The organism is Paenibacillus sp. FSL R5-0810 (genome assembly GCF_038002285.1).
Classification (GTDB): domain Bacteria; phylum Bacillota; class Bacilli; order Paenibacillales; family Paenibacillaceae; genus Paenibacillus_AQ; species Paenibacillus_AQ lactis.
Genome location: NZ_JBBOCF010000001.1, coordinates 1,928,381 through 1,948,958, shown reverse-complemented (window position 1 = coordinate 1,948,958; position 20,578 = coordinate 1,928,381). Strand labels below are relative to the sequence as shown.

The window sequence follows — 20,578 nt, the reverse complement described above, 5'->3', positions numbered from 1 at the left end:
ATAGATCCGCACATAACAATACCAACCATTGTATGACATCCTATGAAAAAAACCTCCAATCCTGCGCTGCAGCAGGGTTGGAGGTTTATGCGTTTACGGATGAACGGAGCGTCATATTAGGACCGTCAGATAAGCTTGTTATCCTTGGACCAGTTTGGATCGAAGCTTGTTCGAGAACCATTCGATAAGGAGGATAAGGATGACCAGGCCGATTAAGATGGAGCCGACCTGATTCCACTTATAGCTGTTCATGGCAAAGATCAGCGGCGCTCCGATCCCGCCGGCTCCCACGAGTCCTAGAATTGAAGCCTCACGCATGTTCATGTCGAACCGATAAATGGTAACTGACAGGAACAGCGAGAACAACTGCGGAATAATTCCATAGCGGATCTTCTCAAAAGTGGTACAGCCGATGGATGTCATCGACTCCAGGACTTTCTTGTCCAGCTCCTCGATCGCATCCACGTAAAGCTTGGACAGCATACCGATCGAGGTCAGCCCGATCGTGAGCACCCCGGCAAACGGTCCCGGACCTGATACCCGGATGAACATCAGCCCATAGACGAGGGCAGGGATCGTTCGGATCAGAATAAGCAGCATTCTTGTAAGCCAAGCGATCGGCTTCGGCATGATATTGGAGGCGGCCAAAAAGGCGAGCGGAACAGACAGCACGGCACCCACCAGCGTACCGAGAAATGCAATGGCCGTCGTTTGAACGAGCAGGTAGAGAACACTCTGCTTCGAGACGCTGAACAGCAGGTCCAAATCCGGATGGACAATGCCTCTCAATATGTTAAGGGCGATTGCCAGTCCGTTTTGGTTCACGTCTTTAAAGCTTACAGCGCTTAATGACCAGGCGAACAAAATCAGAACGATTGCCGTCACGGTCAGCACATAGCGATGATTGCGGGGGGAAGCAAGCAGCTGCTTCTCAATTGTCGTCATAGCATGGATCTCCTCAAGTTAACTTTTTTCGAAAATGCTCGCTGATCGTTTCAATCACGTATACCGTGACCCCCAGCGACAAAATGATCATACCTACGCGCGGATAGTCGCGCCATCCGAGATTTTCGTTGATCAAGAGTCCGATTCCGCCTGCCCCTACATAACCGAGAATGGCTGCATAGCGCACGTTCCCCTCGAAGCAAAACAAAGTGGTGGACAGATAACGCGGGAGCACTTCTGGAAAAATTGCATAGCGAAAGGCTTGAACACGGGTCATGCCAATGGACTCCATGGCTTCGAAGGAGCCCATGTTGACGTTTTCGATCTGCTCGTACAGCAGCTTCCCGACGTACGATAGGGTAAAGAGCAGGATGGCCACCAGGCCCGCCGTCGGTCCCAATCCGAAAACGAAGGTGGCAATCAGAGCCGTCACCAGCGTCGGCAATGTTCGGAGCAGGCTAAGCATAACTTTAAAAATGGTCACGACCGCTTTGTTGCGAATGACGTTGGACGAAGCAAGCAGGGCGAACGGTAGAGCCAGAAGGGCGCCGATCATCGACCCAAGCACGGACATCTGCAGCGTATCCAGCAAGGCTCCCCACAGCTGTGGCGTATAACTCCATTTGGGGGGGATCATCTCGCCTAGAATGATAAAAAACTGGCGGATCCTCGTGAACAGAACATGTAGGCTGAACCCCGTCAAATTGACGGATAACGCGGTCACGGCTGCGAGCGTGAGCAAGGTAAGGGGAAGCCGCGATCTTTTTTCCAGGACGATTTTACCGTTTGGAAGAACCATCTTTTTGGGAGGAAACCATTTATCAAACATGCGCCTAATTCGCCTCCGCCAAAAATGGAGTTTCATTGGACTTGCTGCCGTAAATGTTATCGAGGATTTCCTTGGTCACCTGATCGGCTGCTCCGTCGAAGACGATTTCGCCTTCGCGCACTCCGATAATGCGATCGGCATACTCCAGCGCGATCTCCACATGATGAATGTTCATGATCACAGAAATCTTCATGGTCTGATTGATGGTTTTGAAATCGTCCATAACCAATTTCGACGTTACCGGGTCCAGTGAAGCAATCGGCTCGTCCGCCAACAGGATATCCGGATTCTGGGCGAGTGTTCGCGCCAGCGCTACACGCTGCTGCTGCCCGCCCGAGAGCTGGTCTACTCGCACGTATGCTTTATCCAGAATGCCGACTTTATCGAGAGCCTCCAATGCTTTGAGCTTATGTTCCTTGGTAAATACACCGGTCAGCTTGCGCCACATCGGAAGGTCAGGCACGAAGGAAACCAGAACATTCTTGATGACGCTCATTCGAGTGACCAAATTGAAGGACTGGAAGATCATCCCGATCCGTCTTCGGAAACGGCGAATTTGTTTTCCTTTCAATTTGGACACATCGACATGATTCACGTAAAGGTGGCCGCTGGTGATATCGTGCATGCGATTAATGCAGCGGATCAGCGTAGACTTGCCTGCACCGGATAAACCGATTACGGCCACAAACTCTCCTTGTTCGATCTTCAGATTGATATTTTTGAGTGCATTCGTGCCGTTGTGATACGTCTTGTTTACGTGGTTAAACTCAATCATGGCTAAACTCCAATCCTCGCATATTCAGCTGCTGAACAGAAAAAAAGGAGAACATCGGTTAAAGGCTTGATGCTCTCACTTTTAATAAAAGAATAAAGTCGTTGGACGATCATGCGGTGTTTATTATTTTTTCAAGTTTTTAATTATCTCCTGCGCTTTGCGCTCGCCGTCGTAATCGGAAGGCTGTGCTTCCTTGTAGCCTTCGTGGCTGTATACCGCGATCACGTTCTTCCCTTCCTCCGTCTGGGCGATGGCGATAAAGGCTTTTTGAAGCGCGGCCTTTAGCTCGTCGTTCATGGTTGGGCTGTTCTTGCTGACGCTAATGGTGTCATTGTAAATGCCTTGAGTGACCCCGATAATATTCGTTTCGTCCCAAATCGATTGTTTACGGCCGAATTCATTTGTCCATTGCTCTTCATAGTCGCGTCTTGCGTCCGCGAAAGCAACGATAATGTCGACTTGTCCGGCCGCCAGTCGGGCGAAGGAACTGCCGTAAGAGTCGGATGTTACGACGTGGGAAAGGTCGGTAATGCTTTTGTTATAGTTGTCTTGCAGCCACAGCGTAGGGTAAATGTATCCGGCGGAAGAAGAGGTGGACATCACAGCCCAGTTCGCATCGTTCAACTCTTCCCATGTCAGTTCTTCTCCGTTGTTGATTTTGGCAGCCAATGTTTGACCTTTATCGGATGGACCTGCAATGAACAGAGCCCGATAATACGTTGCCTGATCGCTTGTCGGCTGGGTCGGCTTATTATCGTTCCAGTCCTTGGCCTGGTCGGAGTCATTGGATAATCCAGCACGGGTGGCGGTCAAAATGACGTCGGCTCCGTCATCGTACAGAGCATATGTGCCGCCCGGTATAAAACCGACATCCGTTGTACCGGCAGTCAGTGCTTCGCCGACGGCTTCATAGGTGGTTCCTACATCAATGCTGACTTTTCCGACATCAAATCCCTCGGATGCTAGCTGGCTCTTCAGCAATTCCTTGAGCGGATCCGTTGCCGTAATGATTTGATCCGGATCCTTGGACGGGACGAAGCTGATTTTCAGCGCTTCGATTGTCTGAGCCGCTGTGCCCGAACCGCCTGTGGATTGGGAAGTCGAAGTCGGCGATGATGGGGCATCAGGCGTTGAATTGCCCGAGCCGGAGCTGGAGCTGGAGCCGCAGCCGGCAAGCAGCGCGATAACCAAAGCGAATACGGATACAAGCGTCATTTTTTTCTTCAACATAAGTCCCCCTGATTATAATAGTGATTCTCAAGACACGGGCTGACCTCGGCCTTGAAAGCCAACCCAATTGTATAATCGCTTTATTATCGATGGATTAACCTTGTGTTAAGCCAGTTATAAATATGTAGGATTTTCCAAAGAAACATAATAAATATTATGTAAACTAAAAGTAGTCGCCTTGATGGCGGCTTTTTTTTCATGGCATGAAGAAAATCTTCGAATCTTGATGGTTCTCTGATATTTCCCGATTACCGTTGTTATTACAACATCATCTTTGACATGCAGGATATAAGGAGGCTTGTTACATGAAGATAACGTCCAAAGGCTGGATCCTCTTTACGGTTAGCGCGCTGCTCCTACTAACAGGATGCGAAAGGCTGGAACAGTTCACGCAAAAGGTGGTTGAGGAAACACAAAAAACAGCCCACTATACCTTGGAACTCGACGAGGAAACGGACCTTACGATCGAGCAGCTTATCGATGAAGGGCGACTGGACCGTCTGGTGTTCGACGGAAGACTGTATGAGCTGCAAGGGGAAGCCGATCCGGAGTCTAAAGGCGGCCATATAGGTTTTATCGGCGAAACGTATTATGTGGATCAGGAGGGGAAGAGGTGGACCGAGGACGAATTGAAGAATCCCTATCTATACCTTGATCCAAAAGACATTCGGGAGAAAAGCCCAATGACGTATGGTTCCGTCTATCGACATAAAGGAGAACCCAAGGGGAGCTCTAACCGGATCATCATTGAGCTTAACCGGAAGGTTCTGGAAGCAGAGCTGGTCCGTGAAGAGTAAACAACTGCATCAATTCAACATATTTCAAAGGATAGGAATGATGAAAATGGTTAATGGCCCTTTATTAGAAATGCAGAAGGTCTCCAAGCAATTTGGCAAGGAAAAGATCGTCAAGGAGCTCTCCATGCAGGTGCCTGCAAACTGTATTTATGGACTTCTCGGCCCTAACGGAGCGGGCAAGTCGACGACGCTTAAGATGCTGACCGGCATCATTGCGCCGTCATCCGGCAGCATCTGGTTTGACGGTCACCGCTGGAGCAGGCAGGATTTGAAGCAAATCGGAGCGTTGATCGAATCTCCGCCGATTTACGGAAATTTAACGGCTTTCGAAAACCTGAAGGTTCGCAGTCTATTGCTCGGACTGCCGGATACTCGAATTCAAGAAGTCTTGGATATGGTGAATTTGTCGACGACCGGCAAAAAAACAGCAAGGAATTTTTCAATGGGGATGAAGCAGCGGCTTGGGATAGCGATTGCGCTGCTCAACCGCCCCCGTTTGCTCATCCTCGATGAGCCTACGAACGGCTTGGATCCGGTCGGTATCCATGAGCTGCGTGAGCTGATCCGTTCTTTCCCCCGTCAAGGCGTGACCGTCATCCTTTCCAGTCATTTGTTGTCCGAGGTGGAACAAACAGCCGACCGAATCGGTATTATTAACCACGGCGAGCTGCTATATGAAGGGGAAGTTCAATCCGGACAAAATTTAGAGCAACTATTTATGGATGTCGCTACAACTCCTGCAAGACGAAAGGGAGGCGTTTAGATGATTCCTTATCTACGATCGGAACGCCTAAAGCTCAAACGTACGTTTTCAACGAAGCTTTTCTTTCTGGTACCCATCGCAAATGTAGCGTTTTCGTTGCTTATGAATCCGATGTATTTTGTATCCAATACCATTAATTGGTGGTCTATTCTGTTCCTGCCGCTGATGCTCGCTCTATGGGCCAGCCTGACGCATCAGAAGGAACAGCTTGCTTCACGTTATCAAGGGGTCTATCTGCTTCCGGTTTCGCTCCGAAACATCTGGCTAGCCAAGCTGATCGTGATTAGCATCTACTCTCTTGCAGCCTTCGCGGCCTATCTTTTGGTTCTGGGGGCGGTCGGCATGCTCTTTACGGGAGAGAGCATCATTACGATGGCCACGTTCATGTCCGCATTGGTGCTGTGGCTAACCACTCTCTGGGAAATTCCCCTGTTCATGTGGGTCGCCAAAAAATGGGGAGCAGCCGCAGCGATCGGAATCAACATCGCATGTGCAATGGGCCTGGGGATTCCGCTCTCCTCACGGACATTCTGGTGGGCATGCCCATGGAGCTGGTCCATCCGGCTGATGGCTCCGATTGCCGGAGTCCACCCCAATGGGACATTGCTGGAGCCGGGGCATGCGATGCTGGATATGAAGGTTCTGCCGATAGGGGTTGGAATGTCATTGTTACTTACGGCGGTACTAAGCATGTTGACGATGCAGCGATTTGGTCCGCAAATTCGAAGCGGCAAAGGAGGCCGCTGACAGGGAATGAACGTATGGAGATGTTTTAGAGCCGATCTGATGAAGCTCAAGCGAACCAAGCTTATGTGGATTCTCGCCGCAATTCCCGTCGCTTACGCCGCGCTTTTTCTGGCGTATTTTACCGGCAGGACAGAATCTTCCTCACAGATGTATTTGTTCTACATGGAGAGTTTGGGCGTTGCGCTGCCCTTTTTCATAGGACTTGCGGCTGGCTTCATGATTGACCAGGAAAGGCAAGCCGGCCATTTCCAAGTGCTGCTCGGGGGAACGACATCCAGGATTAGCGGATATATGAGCAAACTGCTTTTGTTGCTCTTATTGCAAGGATTATTGATATTCTTTGCCGTAATCCTTTGGATCGGGGGTATGAAATGGGGGATGGGCTTGACCGATATTCCTATTTGGAGTTACGTTTGTGGGTGGTTCTGGCTTACATGTTCCAATTTCATGCTGCTGATGATGCATTTATTTATTGCGTTTGTGTTCGGGATGGGCGCATCGATCCTTATGGGAGGAGCCGGATTGCTGATGACTGCGCTCATGGCGACCGGTCTTGGCGATCAGGTATGGATGTACGTGCCTTGGGCGTGGGGAGTTCGATTCAGTGGTTTAACCGGCATGGTATTGGACGGCTCCTTGGCTCCGGAAATGGCGAACTACGTGCAAGACAAGATGGCGCAGGGCATGGGATTTGCCGTCTCGTTGACTGCGGTCGGTCTTGCGGTAAGCATCGCCTGGTTTCGCCGATGGGAAGGAAAGACTGCGCATGAATAAGGCGCTTGTACATAGAAAGAGGTGTAAGGATGGCAAAAATACTGGCAATCGACGACGAAATGGACATTTTGGCATTGATAGCAAATATTCTGCGACGTGACCGTCATGAGGTGATTACCCGATCGGAAGTGACGGAGATCCAGCCTGAAGCATTTCAAGGATACGATCTGATCCTGTTGGACGTCATGATGCCTCACGTGGACGGTTTCGAATTGTGCAGGAAGATTCGAGGGTATGTCAGCTGCCCGATTCTTTTTCTCACGGCCAAGTCGGACGAGGAGGACGTGGTGAACGGGCTGATGCATGGAGGGGACGACTATATCGCAAAACCGTTCGGCGTTAAAGAGCTTAGTGCGCGGGTGAATGCCCATTTGCGGAGAGAATCACGGGAGAAAAGCTTGTCCAGGCTTACCGTTTCGGGAGTCAGCTTTGATTTTGACGCGAAGGAAGTATGGGTAGGCGATCAGCAGGTACGGCTGACTCCGAATGAATACAAAATCTGTGAGCTGCTCGTTCGACGAAGAGAGCGGGTGTTCACCCGGGAAGAAATCCATGAGGAGGTTTACGGGATTGATGGAGATGCCTTATTTACGACGATTACGGAGTTTATCCGGTCGATTCGCAGTAAGTTCAAGGCGCGTGGGGTCTCTCCCATCTCAACGGTGTGGGGAGTAGGCTACCGATGGGACAACGAGTAAGACAATCCAGCCTTAGGCGGGAGCTGCTGCATTATGTCATCCTCTTATCCGTTTGCCTTATTGTATTGGTCCTTCTGGGAGTTCTTCTTAACAGACTGGCGATAAACGCAGGTCTCGTCGTCCATGCCAATTATGATGAACGGCGGGTTCTCGATGCGGAGCCACGAATACAGGAGGCAAGCTCGTTTTCCCGTGAACTGATTCCTGAAGGAATTCCTTATGTTGTGGTGGATAAACGCACGTTTCAAGTGGTTGAAGGCACGCTGGATCCTTCCAGGGAGGAGGCGGCCATTCGAGCGATTCAGAACAGAACAGCCTATCAGGGACAGGCCGTTTACCGTGTGGTGGAAAGAGAGCAAGAATATGTGGTTCTCCACTATAAGGTCCGTTCCCGCTTTACATTGCCATGGTTAAGAGCGCATTTTCCGGATTATGAGCTTACGACGCTCATCATCGGCATAATAGCGATCGTTAGCATCGTATTTGCCGTGACTACGATCTTTGCCAGGAGATTACAGCGGCAATTTGATCGCATCCAGCAGCTGACCATGCGGATTCGGAACCGGGATTTGAGTATGGAGGCGGAGAGGTCACCGATTAAGGAATTCGATGATGTTTTGTCCTCGCTTCAGGAAATGGCAAAAGCGCTGGAAGCTTCGCTTCAAGCCCAGTGGAGAACGGAAACCCGGAAGCGGGAGCAGATTAGTGCGTTGGCTCACGACATCAAGATCCCCGTCACGATTATCAAAGGAAATGCCGAACTGCTGAGCCTTGATGAGCAAAGCGAGGAGCATGCAGGATATACCGAATATATCTTAAATGCGAGCAGCAGGATCGAACAGTATGTCAGCCTGCTCATCCATATCTCAAAGACGGAACAGGACATGAACATAACGCTCAAGCCCATCTGTCTGAGGGATTTTGCAGCTGGGCTGATGCAAGACTTCTCGGGTTATATCGGGCAGCGCAGAATCGAGATTGCACTCGACCTGGAAGAGACAGTGACGCTGGAGCCGGCATTTGATCATGAACTGATCCATCGTGCTGTTATGAATATTTTGACGAATGCAGCGGATCATACGCCGGACGGTGGAGAAGTTCGAATGGCGGTCTCCTCATCGGGCCAGCACGTGCAATTTCGAGTGACGGACAGCGGGCCCGGTTTTACGGCAGAAGGTTTGGAGCAGGCTACTCAGCTGTTCTATATGGGGGACAAAAGCCGCTCAGCTAAAGGGCACTACGGCATCGGATTAACATTTGCCAATAATGTAGCACGGCTCCATCATGGCTCTTTACAGCTTTCCAATCGGCCTCAAGGCGGGGCTGAGGTAACGCTTGAGATTCCCGCCCGGCTTAAATAAAAGTCCCATTACCAACGGTAATATATTTCGAAGCACCATCGTTTCGACCGAGTATCTCAGTTCTACAAAGCCACTGATCAAGCATCAGTGGTTTTTTGTTTGACCTTGACACTAGTGTCAAGGTCTAGAATAAAGGACGAACGCGGCCAACAGGAGACGGTTCTATATGGTTCGATATTTCTTTCGACAAGGGAAAGGGGAAATCAAAGTGAGTACCGATCAAAGCAAGAACGAAGCTCTCTCTCCAGTGACCATCATCGGTCTTGGCGAGATGGGGCAGGCATTAGCAAATGTATTTTTGCAAAACGGATATCCTACGACGGTTTGGAACCGGACGGCAGCGAAGGCAGAAGCCTTGGTGAAGCAGGGAGCTGTGCTTGCTGCCACACCTCGTGAAGCCATACAGGCAAGCCCGGTCGTGATCCTGTGCGTTCTGGATTACGATGCCGTACATGAAATCCTTGATCCACTCGGTGATGCACTTAAGGGTCGTGTTCTGTTCAACCTAACGAACGGAACTCCTAAGCAGGCACGTGATACCGCACAATGGGCTAAGGATCGAGGTTACGATTATATCGATGCCGGTATCATGGCCGTTCCGCAAATCATCGGAACCGAGGATGCTTTTATCCTCTACAGTGGAGGAAACAAGAACTCCTTCGATTCCAATAAGGAATTGTTGGATGTCATGGGCGCGTCCACCTACTTAGGCGAAGATGCCGGTTTAGCATCCTTGCTGGATCTAGCGATGAATGGTGCGATGTATGGGATGCTCGCCGGTGCCATGCACGCTATCTCGGTAGTTGCCACAGAAGGGATCAAGGCACAGGCTTTCTCGTCAGAACTCTTGATTCCCTACCTCACTGCAATTACCGGCATCATACCTAATCTAGCCCGCCAGTTCGACACGAAAGAATTTACGGTTGGCGTCTCGGCCAAACTTGCCATGCAGCAGGTTGGTTTCAGAAATATCCGGCAGGCCAGCAAGGACCAAGGGATTAGTACAGAGCTGCTCGACCCCATCCAATCCCTAATGGATCGACGTGTCGCTGCCGGGTTCCCCGATGACGACTTCTCGGCCGTTACCGAGCTTTTTAAACAAGCAAAGCACTAAAACACGTGACCTTGATTATTTCTGTGCATCTTTATAGGCGTTTAAGACTGAACCGTCGTAATTAGTGGCGATCCCATGAAAGGAGTTATTCAAATGGAAAGCATCCATCATATGAAAAACAAAAACAAGTCTGTCAGTCAAGGAACTGAACAAGTTGGGAGTCGTTTATCGGTTACGGTTATCGGTCTAGGACCCATGGGGAAGGCGATCGTCGGCGCTTTCTTGGATAAGGGCTATGAGGTGACTGTGTGGAATCGCACGTTAAGTAAAGCCGATGATTTGATGGCTAAAGGTGCGATGAAGGCATCCACGGTCAGCGAAGCGATTACGTCCAATGATTTGATCGTTCTCAGCTTAACGGATTACCGTGCGATGTATGCTATTTTCGAACCGATCTCGGGGCAATTAACCGGAAAAGTTATCGTAAACCTGAGCTCGGATACCCCTGAAAAAGTCCGAGAAGCGTCAGAATGGTTAGCCGAACGCAACGCCGTACAGCTCACCGGCGGAGTGTTGGCCTCGCCTCCGGGTATCGGTAATAAAGAATCCGTCACTCTATATAGCGGCCCTAGGAAAACCTTCGACGATTACCAAAACATCCTGGAGGTGCTGACCAGTACTAGCTATAAGGGCGAGGACCCGGGACTTGCCATGTTGTACTACCAGTTGCAAATCGATGTCTTCTGGACCGCTATGCTCAGCAACCTGCACGCAGTTGCGGTGGCGAGAGCAAACGGAATCACGGCTGAACAGCTCCTGCCTTATGTTTCGGACATTCTATCCACTATGCCGAAGTTACTGGAATTCTACGCTCCCAGGATTGACGCGGGGACACACAGCGGTGATGTGGAGAAACTTGCGATGGGGCTGGCGAGCGTCGAACACGTCGTTCAAACATCAAATGAAGCAGGAATCGATGCTTCGCTGCCGGCCGCTGTCCTGGATGTATTCAAACGCGGTGTTGCGAGAGGACACGCTGGCGATAGCTTCACGAGCCTAATTGACATGTTCCAAAAACACTAGGATAACCGTTACATGTTCGGTCCATAGGAATGAAGGCAGCTTGTCATAATCCATCTGTTGCACTTAACTTAATTAGCTCGACATCGCAGATTTGAACGATTGACAAGGCCAATGAGAACTTTGAGCAAACTCAATTGAATAAGAATTCACACAAAACGCATTGTATGGGACAATGCGTTTTTGTGTGCTTTTGATCAGGAAGACAATGATGAAATATCTCATGACATTGAAGAGAGGGTTCTTCATTGGTTTTGTGCACTCCTACAAAATTGTTCATTGAAGCTATCTATTTTCTAGGAAGGCACCATCTTTTCCAACACCCTAATTTTAGAGATCATAACAAAACTGTTTCTCTAGACCCACCAGTTTTTTACATTGTATGATGGGAACTGTTATGGGGAGGCGAAAGCGCAACAATCGGTAAAGGGGGATAGCTGCGCATTTTATATTGGATTGGATTCCAATCCTGATAGAGCTCAGCGTTTAGTAAAAATCATACAGAAAGGAAGTTGTCCTGCTTGTTAGAACAATTCATGGACTATTCATTGCGAATTATGCCGGGGATCCTGTTGTTAATCATGGCGTATTTGTTGTTGCCAAAGCAGACAGTAGAGGCAAGGCTTTTCATTCTCGTATTGGGATTCATTTTAATCCGGGATGCCATGACCCCTCTCGGCTTTTGGAAACTGGGGGCGACAGGGCAAACCGTATGGCTTCGATTTCTTGATGATGGGTGGTTACTCGTCACGCTTGGCATGATGTCGCTCATTCTTACTTTCAGTATCGTTGTTACGAATAAACCTTTATTAAATCTCCTGTTCTGGTGCGGCAAAGGCAAGGCGGCTTCTGTTTTCGCCGGAATGCTGGGTGCTCTGATTGTCGTCCTACCGTTTGCTCTAATCTATTCCTTCATCGATCTGGAAGAGCGAGGAGGAGCGGTTCCTCCTTATGTTTTGCTTCCGTTACTCTTTCTGGCATTGGCCGGCAACTTCATGGAAGAGGTGCTGTTTCGGGGGTATTTACAGGGGTACTTTGAACGAATTAGCGGACCTATGAAGGCAGCTGTAATTTCGGCAATTCTCTTTGCAACCGGGCACATCTTTTTGGCACTAACGGTAACGGATATTGGGGGACCGATTTTACTATTTACCTTGTACGAGGGAATCGTATGTGCTTATGTCCGCATGAAATATGGCATCCTTCCATCGACCTTGACGCATGGGCTCGCGATTTTCACATTAGCCTCCGGGTTAATATAGCGTGGTATGTTATGGCTTGGACAAGATATACGATTCTGCAAATACCACACATCAGCTAAAGCTTCAATGGCTCGATGGAGTGGTTTTTTTGTTTTTCACCGAGTTGTCGAAAAGATTCGATGCTTTCATGAACGAGACGCTTTCGTGATTCATTTGAGAGATTGCTTCGTTATAATATCGTTTAAATATCGGGTATGTATTGGTTAGGGCTTATCCCGATCAACGAGTGTGCAGGGTTTTGAAAGGAGGCAGTTTATTTTGGTTATAGATACCGTGCTTTGGAGCAAATGGCTAACCGGGCTGACGCTTGCGTTTCATGCGATCTTTGCGACGGTTGGCGTCGGGGTGCCGCTGATGATCGCCATTGCCGAATTCGTCGGAATTCGCAAGAAGGATCCGCATTACCTGCTCATGGCCAAAAGGTGGACGCGGGGCTTTGTCATTTCCGTGGCAGTGGGCGTGGTGACCGGAACGGCGATTGCATTGCAGCTTGCGCTCGTGTGGCCGAACTTTATGCGTCTGGCAGGGAATGTTATCGCGCTTCCTTTGTTTATGGAGGTTTTTGCATTCTTTTTTGAGGCCATCTTCCTCGGGATCTATATGTACACGTGGGACCGGTTTCGCAATCCGTATATCCATTGGCTGCTGACGATTCCGATTGTAGCGGGGGCCAGCATGTCCGCATTTTTCATCACGTCGGTGAATGGATTCATGAATCAGCCCGAAGGCTTTGTCATGGAGGCTGGCCACTTTACGGCCGTGGATCCCGTGCAAGCGATGCTGAATACGGCAACTCCCTCAAAAGTGTTCCACGTCCTAACCTCGGCCTATTTGACGGGAGCCGCCTTGCTGGCGGGAATTGCAGCCTACGTTATTCTGAGAAAAGGAGCATCGGCCTATTACAAAAAAGCGCTGAAGCTCATGATGGCTGTTGTTCTGGTGTTCAGCGTGCTGACCACCTTAGCCGGGGACCTGTCCGCCAAATTCCTGGCGGAGCATCAACCGGAGAAGCTGGCCGCCGCAGAATGGCATTTTGAGACGGAGCGCGGTGCGGATCTGATTTTATTGGGCTGGCTGAATGCGGAGCAGAAGATCGTGGGTGCGCTCCACCTTCCGAAAGCGCTCAGCTTTCTGGCCTTTGGAGACTTTGATGCCGAAGTGAAGGGGCTGGAGGAGTTTCCGCCAGGTGAATGGCCGCCGCTGCTCGTACACTATTTGTTTGATTTCATGGCCATGATCGGTTTTGTGATGTTGGCCGTCGCATTTCTGTATTTCTTGTTCTTGTTCTGGAAGAAACGAAATTCGCTCAATAAGTGGCTGCTTCGGGCCATCGTCGCGTGCATCCCACTGGCGTTTCTGGGTGTTGAGCTGGGCTGGTTCTATGCGGAGCTCGGACGGCAGCCGTGGATTATTCGCGGATATATGCGCGTAGAGGAGGCGGCTACGACATCACCGAATGTGAGGATTCTCTTCTTCCTGTTCCTGCTGCTGTATATTGTGCTCGGCACGATGTGTGTCTTTGTCCTGAGACGCTTGTTCCGTAACAAACCGGCAGAGGCCGAGCTCGAATCGTTAAGGCAAGAGAAGTTTATTCAATCCATGGAAAAGGGTGAGCCGGTATGATCAGTTACGAGTTGATAGGCATCTCGGTGCTTTGGCTGTTTTTATACGGCTATTTAATTGTAGCCTCCATTGATTACGGCGCTGGCTTTTTTGCCTTCTATGCCCGGCTGACCAAACAGGATCATCTGATCAATCGATTGATCTCCCGCTATTTATCGCCGGTTTGGGAGATTACCAATGTGTTTTTTGTCTTTTTCTTTGTCGGCATCGTCGGTTTCTTCCCTGATACGGCCTATTATTATGGCTCTTCGCTGCTTGTTCCGGGGAGCATTGCCGTGATTTTGCTGGCCATTCGCGGTTCCTTCTACGCATTCGAGAATTACGGCTCCAAAGAAAACATCGTCTATCTGTTTCTGTACGGGGCTACAGGTTTGTTAATACCGGCATCCTTGTCGGTCGCACTGACGCTTTCCGAAGGCGGTTTTATCTCAGAGGCAAGAGGCGCGGTTACGCTGGATTATTGGGCGCTGATCACAAGCCCGCTGTCGTGGAGCATCGTGGCGCTGGCTATCGTATCGGTGCTGTTTATTAGCGGTACGTTCCTGGCCTTCTACGCTTCCCGGGCAGGCGATCAGCCAGCCCTAAAGCTGATGCGGACCTATGCCATGTTCTGGAGCACGCCGACGATTATTGCCGCGCTCACGGCATTTATTTATCTCAGTCAACATAATGAGCGGCATTTTCAGAACATGATGGACTTATGGTGGCTGCTGGCGCTGTCGGTTGGTTTCTTCATGATCGCGCTGTGGCTGCTGTACAGCGGACGCCGATACGGACTGGCCTTCATTTGCGTCATGCTGCAATTTTTCTGCGCGTTCTTCGCGTACGGCATCGGGCAGTATCCATATATATTGGATCCGTACATTACCATTCAGAGCGGCGCTACGCATGAGTCGATGGGAGCTGCGCTTGTTGCGGCCTTTATCGGCGGGCTCTGTCTGCTGATCCCGTCCCTGATTCTGGTCTTCCGGCTCTTTCTGTTTGATGCGGATTATGTCAAAGGCAAAAAATAAGGTGGGCGCTTGTCCCGCTACAATTAGGATTACCTTGGAGGGAGTGCGTAAACAGGAGGTGGAGATTACTTGAAAAAGAAAAGCAGCCTGCTGTCTGAACAAATGTCTGCACAGAGGAAACGTCTTATCCTCTTAGGGTTCACGTCGCTTGCGCTCGGTGCAGCCATCACAGTCCAGGCGGTGCTGCTCGCCGAAGCAGTCGAGAGGATTTTTGTTCAGAGATCGTCCTTGGCGTCGGTTGCTGGTATTCTTGGTGCATTGATTGGCGTGATGGCAGCGCGGACGCTGCTGTCGTATGGAAACGGGAGAATCGGCTTGCAAATGGCTTCCAGTGCCAAAACGAGCATGCGAGCAGCGGTGCTTCGTAAACTGTCCAATGCTTCGATGCCGATGTCGCTTCGCGGGCAAACGGGCGGCAAGGTGAGTGTGGCGCTGGATGCCGTGGATGAGGCGGACAGTTACTTCAGCCAGTATATGCCGCGAATGATGGAAGCAGCGGTTATTCCTGTCCTGATCTTGATTATGGTTTTTGCTCAGCATTTGAATTCCGGCTTGATAATGCTAGCGACAGCTCCTTTTATCCCGATATTTATGATTCTCGTTGGGCTGCAAACAAAGAACAAATCGGAGGAGAAATTTGCGCAGCTGGCCGAATTCTCCGGCACGTTTCTAGACTCCCTTCAAGGGCTGGTTTCGCTCAAGCTGTTCGGGCGGGCTCACCTCCAGCAGCAGGCAATTGAACGCAGCAGCTTAGGCTATCGCGATGCCACGATGGGGATTCTGCGGATTGCGTTTACCAACACCTTCATGCTGGAGTCCATCGTCATGCTGAGCATAGGCATTGTTGCGCTTGAGCTGGCCCTGCAGCTGCTTGTTTTCAAATCGCTGTCCTTTCAGACCGCGTTCTTTATCCTGCTGCTGGTGCCTGAGTTTTACAGCCTGCTAAAAAACACGGGAACGGCTTTTCACAGCGGGCGTACAAGCATGGGGGCAATTCGTAAAGTTGAGGAGCTGCTCGCGGAAAGAAGTGAAACCGAGGCTTTATTAACGAATTGGCAGGATGGCGGCGAAAATATGGATAAAACGCAACAGACCGAGCAGATGGATCCAGCGGATACTCCTGGGTTTGCCGATCGGAGCTCGATTCGGATGCCGCCAACCATCGAGCTGAGAGATGTCCGATTTCGGTATGCACCGGATTCGTTCGAGCTTGCAGTCGGCTCTATATCGTTTGGAGCGGGGGAGCAGATCGCCATCGTCGGAAAAAGCGGGTCCGGCAAAACCACCTTGCTGCATCTTCTTGCCGGGCTGCTGAAGCCGACGTCGGGGGAAGTGCTGGTGAACGGACGCCCGCGTTGGCAAATGGACGAGGCTCTATGGTTTGACCAAGTTAGTTATATTACGCAGCATCCCTATATTTTTGCCGGTACGTTAGCCGAGAACATTGCAATTGGCGCAAGCCGGGAAGTCTCCCGGGACGAAATGGTGGAGGCCGCGAAGGCCACCGGGCTTGCAGTTGTTGCAGACGAACTGGAGTTAGGCTATGACACCCCCGTCGGCGAAGGAGGCCGGGGGTTATCAGGGGGCGAGAAGCAAAGGCTGGCGCTGGCGCGCGCTTTTTTAAAGCGGCCCGCGGTTATTTTGTTCGACGAGCCTACGGTGGGACTGGATTTGCACACCGAACGCGTGCTGCAGCGGTCCATTGCCGAGCTGGCAGGCAGCGCAACCATGATTACCGTAGCCCACCGATTGTACACGATCCGGCATGCCGACCGGATATTGTATATGGACGACGGAGTGCTTCTGGACAGCGGGAGCCATGAGGAGCTGCTTGCACGGCTGCCCCAGTATGCCGAAATGGTCAATGCGCAGCGGAAAGGGGGATTTGCATGAGTGAGCTGGCGATTCTAACCAGAGCCATGATTCAGGAGCGGAAGGATATTGCCATCGCAATCGTCGGCGGATTCATTGCCGGCATCGCAGGGGTAAGCCTGTTTTCCGCTAGCGGATATTTGATCTCCCAGACCGTATTTGCCCCGCCGCTCTATACCTTGATCGTCCTAACCTCCCTCGTGAAGATTCTTGGATTGCTGCGGGCGGCTAGCCGCTACGCCGAGCGCTTGTATTCCCACCGGGCGACATTCTCGATGCTCAGCCGGCTGCGCACCTCATTTTTTGCCAAGCTGATTCCTTTGACCCCCGGCATTTTGGGCAGAAACCGCAGCGGAGACCTGCTTGCACGAATCGTTGGGGATGTGGAAAGCCTGCAGCATTATTTTTTACGCGTCGCCTATCCTCCGGTCATTGTTGTCATGGTGTTTCTGGCTACGGTAATATTCACCTCCGTCTTTTCGATCTGGATTGCCTGTTTGTTCGTGCTGGGGATGCTGATTACGGCTTTTGTGGTTCCTGGAATCGTGCTGCTGGGGCAGCGTAGAAGACAGGGGCGCGTACGCGAGAAAAGGGCCGAGCTGTCCACGGAAGTGGCCGAAATGCTGTATGGTTACCGCGATCTAAAAGTATACGGGCAAATGAAAAAGCGCGAGCAGCTTCTGCAGGATGCCTCCGCCGCATTGGCGGCCGAGCAGGAGACGGCAGCGCGCCACTTGCTGCGCGGTCAATCGCTGCATGCTTTCGTGGCCTATCTTATTTCCTGGGGAGTGCTGGTCCTTGGCGCGGTATTCATCATGAACGGTTCGCTAGCCGGCGTATTTCTCGCCATGCTGGTCATGGCTTCGCTGACTGTATTTGAAGAGGCGGCCCCAATGGCCACACTTCCTGCTTATAAGCAGGATAGCGAGCATGCGGCCAATAGGCTGGCGGAAACGGTTCTTGACGCTGATCGGCGGCAGCCCCAGCCAAGCGGTGCTTTATCCACCGATAAAGCCGTATCAGTCGAGCTGTGCGGTGTTTCGTTTCAGTATGAAGATGAATGGCGTCCTGCGCTGAAAGGCATTACCCTGTCTATTCCGCCGGGATCCAAGACCGCGATTGTCGGTCCGAGCGGCTCAGGAAAATCAACCCTCATCGATTTACTGCTCAAGCTGCGCGTGCCAACAAGCGGCCAGATCCGATTGAACGATATATCGGTTCAAGATCTGAATGAAGCGAGCATTTGGCAGGCGTCGAATGTGGTGCTGCAGCACAGCCATTTTTTCCGGGGGACGATCCGGGACAACCTGCTGCTGGACGAGGAATCCTATACAGACGAGGAGCTGGCGGCAGTATTGGAGAAAGCGCTGCTTCCGAACAAATCGCTTGATGATCCCGTATATGAAAAAGGAGAGAATTTGTCAGATGGGGAGAAACAGCGCTTGGCCTTGGCCAGAGTGATGCTGCGCAAGGGACGTTTATGGCTTCTGGACGAACCGACGTCTTCCCTGGATTACGTGACGGAACAGCGTGTTCTCTCGCATTTGTTGACGGAAGCTGCCGATGATACCCTCCTGCTGATTTGCCATCGGCTGACCGGTTTGGAGAAAATGGACCGGATCGTTGTCCTGGACCAAGGGAGGGTTGTTGAAGCGGGAACGTATACGGAGCTGATGGAACAAAAGGGATATTTTTATGAGATGAAGCTCATTGAGCGGCAAATGATTGACGAGGCGTAAAGATAGAAATGCGACGAATCACCAACCGTTAAAAACCGATTGTTCAGGCTCCGGCTGTCGAGAATGTCTCGACAGCTATTTTTTTGTATATTGGCCATCTATCCTCCAACCGCAAATTTCACAGAAGTGACGGCATTACAGGTTAATATCATACATCTATAGCCCGAAGGAGCCATTTAAAACAACTATCAATCGAGAGACAATGAGAAGGTTAATGCAACGGATTTGAGATAAGGTTGAAGGGAGAATCATCATGAAAACCATTGGGTTAAAACCAATATTGACATTGGTGATCGTAGGATTATTGACAGCCTGCGGGGGTGAGAAGAGTGGTGAAGCGACGGCAAACACGGAGAGTCCGATCCCGGCTGTTTATAAACAGCGCTGCTTGTCCTGCCACGGGGATCAGCTTGAAGGAAGAGTCGGTCCCAATTTGCAAACCGTGGGAAGCCGTCTCACCGAGGAAGAGATCGCCGGGATTATTTCCGATGGAAAGGGCGGCATGCCGGCTTTCGGAAAACGGCTGAGTGAGGAGGATCTTGCATCCGTTTCCGCATGGCTGGCCGAACAACAAGAGAAAGGAAGAAACGATAACCGATGAATAAAACGGGAGCCTGGTTATTATTCGCATGGCTGGTAGCAGCTGCGGCCACTAGCGGCAGTTTGTTTCTTAGCGAAGTATGGCATTTCACGCCATGCGTCTTATGCTGGTATCAAAGGATTTTCATGTATCCATTAGTCATTCTCTTGGGTATCGCGGCTTACAGGCAGCAGACATTTATTATTCCTTACATCCTGCCCCTGATTGTCATTGGCGGAGGCATATCAACTTATCATATCATCATTCAAAAGCTTCCGCGTTCGTCAGATGCCGCCGCATGCGGGCCGGTGTCTTGCCTGGACGACTACTTGAATTGGTTCGGGTGGCTGACCATTCCGATGCTGGCACTCGCGGCATTCCTGCTGATCGCTGCAGCACTTGGGCTGGCCGTGCGCGCGCAGAAACAAGAACAAGGCAATGAAGAAGCGGATGCGCATGTCTAGGATCCCTTGAGGAAATATCAATCCTTGGAGGAAGCTTCTCCTCATGGCGCGTGGACATGAACAGCGCGATATTGCATGAAATGAACAAGAACAGCAGCCGGATTAGGATTTCCGCTGCTGTTCTTTTAATAAGGTCTGGATATCGGCCAAAATCTGATCATTCTCCATATCTTCACCCATTCGGTAAATACGGCGTACACGCTGCTGGCCGTCAATCAATAGCAGTGATGTGACGGAGTGCGCAAACAAGCCGTCATCCAGGCGTACGATCGAAAAATTGTACTGGGAAGCAAGCTCCTTCACCTCATGTTCTTCTCCACGAAGCAAGGTCCAGCCGCTCTGATCGATTCCCATTCGATCCGCATATTGCCGCAGCACCTCAGGCGTATCGTTATTCGGGTCGAACGTGATCGACACAAACTCAACGCCGTTCCCAAAACGTCCCTGTTCTTGAAGCTCTGCCTGAAGCGCGACCATATTCGCGGTTGTCGCAGGACAAATGTCCGGGCATCGTGTGAAGATAAATGAGGTTAGGCGGATCTTCCCGTCGAAATCCTTGTCCGTTACGGTTTCACCTTCAAGATCAGTTAATGCGAATCCAGGGGATTCCATTTTGACCGGAAGCGAATCCGAACGGAACGAGGATTGCAGCACCAAGTAACCCACAGCAGCGATACAGAGAATGATGATTGCCATAACATATCGGCGCATTGAAGATTTGCGAGCTCGTGACATTCCGTTTATCCTCCATATTCTTTGGTAAATAACGGTTTCAATTGTACTGAAAATGGTGCTGCCTTACCATGACTCCTTAGAGCCATGGAATCCCCTCTGGAATAAAGCCCTTTCCTTTCCCGACACAAATGTGTCGATGTTCAACTATGGAAATAGCTCTTATGAGTTATAGGAGCGAACGATTGAACTTGCTACAATCTGGGATATTACATCGGTACAGGAGAGGGAGGGAAGTAA

The 20,578-nt window shown here is 50.6% G+C and carries 20 protein-coding genes; 15 read left to right on the top strand and 5 right to left on the bottom strand.

Annotation, left to right across the window (positions count from 1 at the left end; translation table 11 throughout):
• Positions 1 to 138: 138 nt before the first annotated feature.
• The 4 genes from phnE (MKX76_RS08805) to MKX76_RS08790 all read right to left on the bottom strand — a co-directional run bounded on the left by phnE (MKX76_RS08805) (position 139) and on the right by MKX76_RS08790 (position 3,779).
• Positions 139 to 945 (bottom strand): phosphonate ABC transporter, permease protein PhnE, encoded by an 807-nt coding sequence (gene phnE / locus MKX76_RS08805; RefSeq protein ID WP_341033482.1) that lies wholly within the window; start codon positions 943 to 945, stop codon positions 139 to 141.
• Between the two features lie 13 nt (positions 946 to 958).
• Positions 959 to 1,774 (bottom strand): phosphonate ABC transporter, permease protein PhnE, encoded by an 816-nt coding sequence (gene phnE / locus MKX76_RS08800; protein WP_341033481.1) that lies wholly within the window; start codon positions 1,772 to 1,774, stop codon positions 959 to 961.
• A 4-nt stretch (positions 1,775 to 1,778) separates the two neighbouring features.
• Positions 1,779 to 2,549, bottom strand: a complete 771-nt coding sequence (gene phnC, locus MKX76_RS08795) for a phosphonate ABC transporter ATP-binding protein (protein ID WP_028404249.1) — start codon at positions 2,547 to 2,549, stop codon at positions 1,779 to 1,781.
• Between the two features lie 123 nt (positions 2,550 to 2,672).
• Entirely contained in the window at positions 2,673 to 3,779 is a 1,107-nt protein-coding gene (locus MKX76_RS08790; protein WP_007131307.1) for a phosphate/phosphite/phosphonate ABC transporter substrate-binding protein, read from the bottom strand.
• 305 nt (positions 3,780 to 4,084) lie between these two features.
• Between MKX76_RS08790 and MKX76_RS08785 the strand changes: the two genes are divergently transcribed.
• From MKX76_RS08785 to MKX76_RS08715, 15 genes are all read left to right on the top strand, one after another.
• A complete protein-coding gene (locus tag MKX76_RS08785; protein WP_051425036.1) occupies positions 4,085 to 4,576 on the top strand; it encodes a NisI/SpaI family lantibiotic immunity lipoprotein in 492 nt (163 codons plus the stop codon).
• A gap of 37 nt (positions 4,577 to 4,613) precedes the next feature.
• Positions 4,614 to 5,339, top strand: coding sequence for a lantibiotic protection ABC transporter ATP-binding protein (locus tag MKX76_RS08780; RefSeq protein WP_445669840.1), 726 nt, complete (start codon positions 4,614 to 4,616; stop codon positions 5,337 to 5,339).
• Positions 5,340 to 6,086, top strand: a complete 747-nt coding sequence (locus MKX76_RS08775) for a lantibiotic immunity ABC transporter MutE/EpiE family permease subunit (protein ID WP_341033480.1) — start codon at positions 5,340 to 5,342, stop codon at positions 6,084 to 6,086.
• 6 nt (positions 6,087 to 6,092) lie between these two features.
• Positions 6,093 to 6,860: a lantibiotic immunity ABC transporter MutG family permease subunit gene (locus MKX76_RS08770; RefSeq protein WP_341033479.1), complete on the top strand. Its 768-nt coding sequence runs from the start codon at positions 6,093 to 6,095 to the stop codon at positions 6,858 to 6,860.
• Positions 6,861 to 6,889: 29 nt separating this feature from the next.
• On the top strand, positions 6,890 to 7,558 hold the full coding sequence (locus MKX76_RS08765; RefSeq protein WP_341033478.1) for a response regulator transcription factor: 669 nt from the start codon (positions 6,890 to 6,892) through the stop codon (positions 7,556 to 7,558).
• A complete protein-coding gene (locus MKX76_RS08760; RefSeq protein WP_341033477.1) occupies positions 7,543 to 8,919 on the top strand; it encodes a HAMP domain-containing sensor histidine kinase in 1,377 nt (458 codons plus the stop codon). Before MKX76_RS08765 ends, MKX76_RS08760 begins: the two co-directional genes overlap by 16 nt.
• A gap of 166 nt (positions 8,920 to 9,085) precedes the next feature.
• Positions 9,086 to 10,033 (top strand): NAD(P)-dependent oxidoreductase, encoded by a 948-nt coding sequence (locus MKX76_RS08755; RefSeq protein ID WP_341033476.1) that lies wholly within the window; start codon positions 9,086 to 9,088, stop codon positions 10,031 to 10,033.
• 111 nt (positions 10,034 to 10,144) lie between these two features.
• Positions 10,145 to 11,056 carry an NAD(P)-dependent oxidoreductase gene (locus MKX76_RS08750; protein WP_445669851.1) on the top strand — a complete coding sequence of 304 codons (912 nt, stop codon included), beginning with the start codon at positions 10,145 to 10,147 and terminating at the stop codon, positions 11,054 to 11,056.
• A 518-nt stretch (positions 11,057 to 11,574) separates the two neighbouring features.
• Positions 11,575 to 12,315 (top strand): CPBP family intramembrane glutamic endopeptidase, encoded by a 741-nt coding sequence (locus MKX76_RS08745; RefSeq protein WP_341033474.1) that lies wholly within the window; start codon positions 11,575 to 11,577, stop codon positions 12,313 to 12,315.
• A 258-nt stretch (positions 12,316 to 12,573) separates the two neighbouring features.
• Complete coding sequence (locus tag MKX76_RS08740; RefSeq protein WP_341033473.1) at positions 12,574 to 13,938, top strand: cytochrome ubiquinol oxidase subunit I; 1,365 nt, start codon at positions 12,574 to 12,576, stop codon at positions 13,936 to 13,938.
• Positions 13,935 to 14,951 carry a cytochrome d ubiquinol oxidase subunit II gene (locus MKX76_RS08735; protein WP_341033472.1) on the top strand — a complete coding sequence of 339 codons (1,017 nt, stop codon included), beginning with the start codon at positions 13,935 to 13,937 and terminating at the stop codon, positions 14,949 to 14,951. Before MKX76_RS08740 ends, MKX76_RS08735 begins: the two co-directional genes overlap by 4 nt.
• A gap of 69 nt (positions 14,952 to 15,020) precedes the next feature.
• Positions 15,021 to 16,844 (top strand): thiol reductant ABC exporter subunit CydD, encoded by a 1,824-nt coding sequence (gene cydD / locus MKX76_RS08730; protein WP_251534959.1) that lies wholly within the window; start codon positions 15,021 to 15,023, stop codon positions 16,842 to 16,844.
• Positions 16,841 to 18,562, top strand: coding sequence for a thiol reductant ABC exporter subunit CydC (gene cydC, locus MKX76_RS08725; RefSeq protein ID WP_251534956.1), 1,722 nt, complete (start codon positions 16,841 to 16,843; stop codon positions 18,560 to 18,562). The genes cydD and cydC overlap by 4 nt, the downstream gene beginning before the upstream one ends.
• A 253-nt stretch (positions 18,563 to 18,815) precedes the next feature.
• Complete coding sequence (locus MKX76_RS08720; RefSeq protein ID WP_251534954.1) at positions 18,816 to 19,163, top strand: c-type cytochrome; 348 nt, start codon at positions 18,816 to 18,818, stop codon at positions 19,161 to 19,163.
• The gene (locus MKX76_RS08715; protein ID WP_144868519.1) at positions 19,160 to 19,606 is read left to right on the top strand and encodes a disulfide oxidoreductase; all 447 of its coding nucleotides are present in this window, start codon (positions 19,160 to 19,162) and stop codon (positions 19,604 to 19,606) included. The genes MKX76_RS08720 and MKX76_RS08715 overlap by 4 nt, the downstream gene beginning before the upstream one ends.
• Before the next feature lie 102 nt (positions 19,607 to 19,708).
• Here the strand turns inward: MKX76_RS08715 and MKX76_RS08710 are convergent, their stop codons facing one another.
• Complete coding sequence (locus tag MKX76_RS08710; protein WP_007131325.1) at positions 19,709 to 20,341, bottom strand: SCO family protein; 633 nt, start codon at positions 20,339 to 20,341, stop codon at positions 19,709 to 19,711.
• Positions 20,342 to 20,578 lie beyond the last annotated feature (237 nt).